This window comes from Candidatus Cloacimonadota bacterium, assembly GCA_034661015.1.
Taxonomy (GTDB): Bacteria; Cloacimonadota; Cloacimonadia; order JGIOTU-2; family JGIOTU-2; genus JAYEKN01.
The window spans coordinates 3,332-7,828 of sequence record JAYEKN010000292.1 but is presented as its reverse complement, the minus strand read 5'-3'; the positions used below and the strand labels follow the sequence as shown (position 1 = coordinate 7,828).

2 protein-coding genes are annotated in these 4,497 nt (G+C 32.9%); both read right to left on the bottom strand.

Going from position 1 to position 4,497, the window contains the following annotated elements; all coding sequences use genetic code 11:
• Positions 1-136 precede the first annotated feature (136 nt).
• Complete coding sequence (locus tag U9P79_10130) at positions 137-1,249, bottom strand: hypothetical protein (protein ID MEA2104978.1); 1,113 nt, start codon at positions 1,247-1,249, stop codon at positions 137-139.
• 128 nt (positions 1,250-1,377) lie between these two features.
• Positions 1,378-4,434, bottom strand: a complete 3,057-nt coding sequence (locus tag U9P79_10125) for an efflux RND transporter permease subunit (protein ID MEA2104977.1) — start codon at positions 4,432-4,434, stop codon at positions 1,378-1,380.
• Positions 4,435-4,497: the final 63 nt, after the last annotated feature.

Below are 4,497 nucleotides of genomic sequence, written 5' to 3'. Positions count from 1 at the left end.
GGTAGTTCCTTATTTATAGATTGAAATCCTTTAGTTTCTTTTATTTCAATTGGGCCATCTCGAATACGACTTTTTTGTAGTTTCTTAAAATAGTTCTTTGTTTTAATGAGCAATAGATACTATATTTCATTTGATTTTATTTATATTCTAATTTATATTTTTTTATACCTGTAGGTGAGAAATAATATAGTATGTTATTTTTTTCATCAAAACAGATGTTATTTTCACCACCTTCGTAGGGAATAATTTTATGCTCACAAAGAGTATTCCCATCCTTGTCAAATATCAGGATATATCTTTCTAATTCCTTAGATTCTGCTAATTCACCCCAACCATTAGTTGTCAAAGCAAAGATTAGGTTTTGGGAATTATCCAGACTAACGAATGTATTTAGTCCCCAGATTTTTCTATCTCCTCGAACCTTTATCATTTTAGGTTTTGGCACTTTTTTCTTATAAAGAGATGGAGAGGAAAATGTTTTTAATACTCCATCTTCGTTGCAGAAATATAAATTAAATTTAGGATACTGTCTGGCAGCTACATATAATGGAGTTTTATCTTTTATTGACAAAATGAGAACTGCATTTTTTGTATTTTTTTCTAATTGCGAGCCTTTATTAGATACAAGGAACAAGCCTTTTACCAACTCTCTGGTATTCAAGTCAATTCTATCAACACAATAATCACTAATTGTATACTGGTAATTAGTTATGTATAAATAATCATCTGAAATAGATATTTTATAAGGTCGTATTTCCAACATTACTCGGTCAATTTCATGCAAGTCTTTATTATAAAAATTGATACAAAAATTATTTAAGTCAGCAATGTAGATTAAATCTCTTTTATTATCGTAAACAATATCAAATGGTGTATTAAATTCATTAGGTGCTTTGCCTTTCACCTTTTGAGTATATTTTATGTATTTTGAACCATTGGTAAATTCTGCTAATTTGAATACAATAATGGACAGTTCATAGCGAACTAACACATATATTGTACTGTCCTTATAGCATATAGAACCTGCGCGAGGAGTAAATGGGCAAATATTATTATCTGCATCAGTGTATTCCGAAATTTCTTCTAATAATTTCATGGTTACATTTCTTTCACTTTTATTTACATAAACTCTTCCTTTATCTGCTATGTCAAATAAGTTTTGATTAGACTTATCTGAACAATTTGTAGTAAAAATTAAAAAGAAAGCTAAACTTAAACTAGAATAAGCTGTAAGCTTTATGTAAGACATTTTAAATTCCTCCAGTTATATTTTTCTCATTTATAAAAATATTATGAATTTTAGTACCTTATGAAAATAGTACTGCTAAAATAAACGGCAATTGCTATTATACCCATAATTAAAAAAATTATTTTAGATTAATTCTCATAATAACGTCCGATTTTCTTCATACCTTCAATGACATTATAAAAAACAGGGATCAGGAATAGGGTGAAGAAGGTTGCTGTAAATAATCCGCCTACAGTAGCGTAAGCGAGGATGTTCCAAATATCTTCACCTGTGCTTTCGGTAGTATAGATAATAAACGGCATAAGCCCGAGAATTGTCGTGATACTTGTAATCAATATCGGTCTCAATCGTTCTGTCGCACCTTTAATAATGGCTTCATCCAATTTATTTTCATTTATGCGTATCTGATTTATCCGATTTATCATAATAATCGCATTATTTACTACGATCCCACAAAGCAGAATGGTGCCGATAAAAGCAGAGGAATCAAAAGTAAGATCAAACAACGCGAAGGTAAAGCTAACTCCCACGAATGCAAGCGGCAGGGTTAGCATTATCACAAACGGATTCAAATACGATTCGAACAATATTGCCAAAATAATATAAATCAGCACGAGGGTAAGACATAGAATAAAAATCACGCCGGGCGTATCCTTTATGAATTGGTTGAAACCGGCGAAATTATGTTCTTCTTTTGCAAAATGATAACCGGCGGGAAAATGGGTAAAATTCAAAGTAGTTTCTTCAAATTTTTCGAATAATTTATAAGGTCCGCGATACTCGTATTCAATTTGTAAGGTATATTCCTGATTTTTTCTCTTAATTCGATACGGAATTTTTATCAGCTCGATATTCGCTATTTCCTTTAATTTTAAATCCCTATTGCTGATTTTCAGCAAACTATTTTTCAAATCAAAAAGATTTATTTCCTTCTCCGGAGTTATACGAATATCATATTCATTATCCAACGTTGTGATAGTGCCGATCTTTCTTTTATTCAAAAGTGTGTAGATCTGTCCGAGAACTTGGGTAGTGCTCAAATTGTATTGAGAAATCAAATCCTTCTTTATTTCCACATTTAGTTGTTTGGTCTGCCTTCCATAATAACTGCCAATCCTAACAGTTGAAATTCGAGGATTTCGTTTTAATTTTTCCGCAAAGTTTTTTGCAATATCCATCAATTTCAAATAATTATAACCAGCGAGTGTAAAATTTTTATAGTAAATTCCGCCACCTCCGTAAAAAAGAGGTCCGAGTCCCCAAACTTGTACCCGAACTCCAGCATAATATTTACTCTGCACAACCAATTTTTCTCGTAACACATAAGGATAGGAAGTTTGCAAAACTTTTTCCGGAAAATATATTTTAATCCTTCCATATTTGGGAGAAATATAAGCATCGTAATATTTTAGTTTTTCTTGCGGTGCATCTGCGATTATTTTCTCAAAAGTCTTCACAATGTTATCTATGGTTTCAAGTTTACAATTCGATGGCGGATAGATTATTACGTTGATGTGATCCGGATAATTAAAATCAAAAAAACTGCCCTTATCCACATCGCTTATAAAAAGATGAAGAGCATATCCGAAAAGGGAAAGTCCGATAATTACAGGTATGGTTCGATGATTTAGGAAAAATCTTAAAATACTTTGGTAAACCGAAAAACGGTTTTTGCTATTATCTTTGGATTCACCCCACTCGACGCCCTCTTCAATGGAAAAAATTTTTAAGCAAATCGGGATAAAAGTCATGGAAACGATAATTGAAGATAGTAAGGCGATGCCCACTGTTACTGCAAAAGGGATAAGCAAAACCTGAATATCTTTTTGCAAATAGATGAACGGAATGAAAACGCAGATAGTCGTTAAGGTGGCAGCAATGATTGCCCAGCGGATTTCAGCTATAGCTTTTTTTATTGCTTCGAAATAAGAAAATTCCGTTTTAAGATATTTATGGGAATTTTCGTAAACCACAATAGCATTATCCACGAGAAGACCGAAAGCGAGTGCAAAGCCGCTTAGAGTAAAATAATTCAATGTTTGTCCGGTAAAATAGAGAACATTTATCGTGATAAGAACTTCGAAAAATATGGTAGTTATGACCACGAGAGCGGGTTTCCATTTCCGAAAAAAGAATAGCAACACAAGCAAAATAATTAGCACTGTAAAGACCATTCGAAAAGTGAGATTGTATAAATTCTCTTTCACCTCTTTCGAACTGTCCGTGAGAATTTGATATTGGATAGAAGAATATTCTTCTTGATGAAATATTTTCTCCATCTCATTTTTTACTTTTTTTGATAAAGCCAACACATTTGTTCCTGGCTCTTTATAAATATTTAATCGAACAACTTCATTGCCATTTAAGCGAAATAAGCTATTATTGCTTTCGGCGATATCCCAAGATATTTTACAAAGATCAGATAAACGATAAGTTTTATCGTTTTGGTATGATTTTACGGGTAATTTGCGAATTTGATTGAGAGAGGAAAATCCCGATTTTAAGAGAAGCGTAATATTTTGATTATTATTCTGCAATTCCCCGAGAGTGCAGATATCCCGAAAATTTTGTATTACCGGGATGATATCAAAGTTCACGGAAATACCGAGAGATTTTAGTAATTTTCTATTAAAAAATAATTTTACTTCTCTTTGGACAAGTCCGGTTAGTTGTACTCCCGATACACCTTTCATGTTTGATATTTTCGGTTTGATATCATCCTTAATAATTTTACACAGTTCAAATTTATCCAAATATTTGCTATAAAGACCATAAGAAAGTACTTCCTCTTGTTCGAATTCATCCGGCATATACGGCACGATTTGTGGATATTGCACCCCTTCGGGAAGTTCACCTTTTAATTGATACAAAATTTCGTTCACACGGGTATAGGCGAAATCCATGCGTGCTTTCGGAGAAAATTCCAGAGTGATTTGACTGTAACCTTCGTAAGAATATGAACTTATGTTTTGCAGGTCTTTTAAACCCGCAAGCTCGCTTTCCAAGACTGAAGTAATGTAAAATTCCACGTTTTCAGGAGAAGCTCCGCCCCAAGAAGTGCTAACGGAAATACGCGGGAAAGATGCTTCCGGAATTTTCTCGATTGGAATTTTATAGAGAGCGATAATTCCGGTTATCATTATCGCTATATAGATTAGCAAAATTCCTTTGACGTGTTTATCTATAAAATGTGCAAAAATTTTTATCTCCTAAAATAGTAAAACGGAGGACGGAGAAGGGAGAAGGGA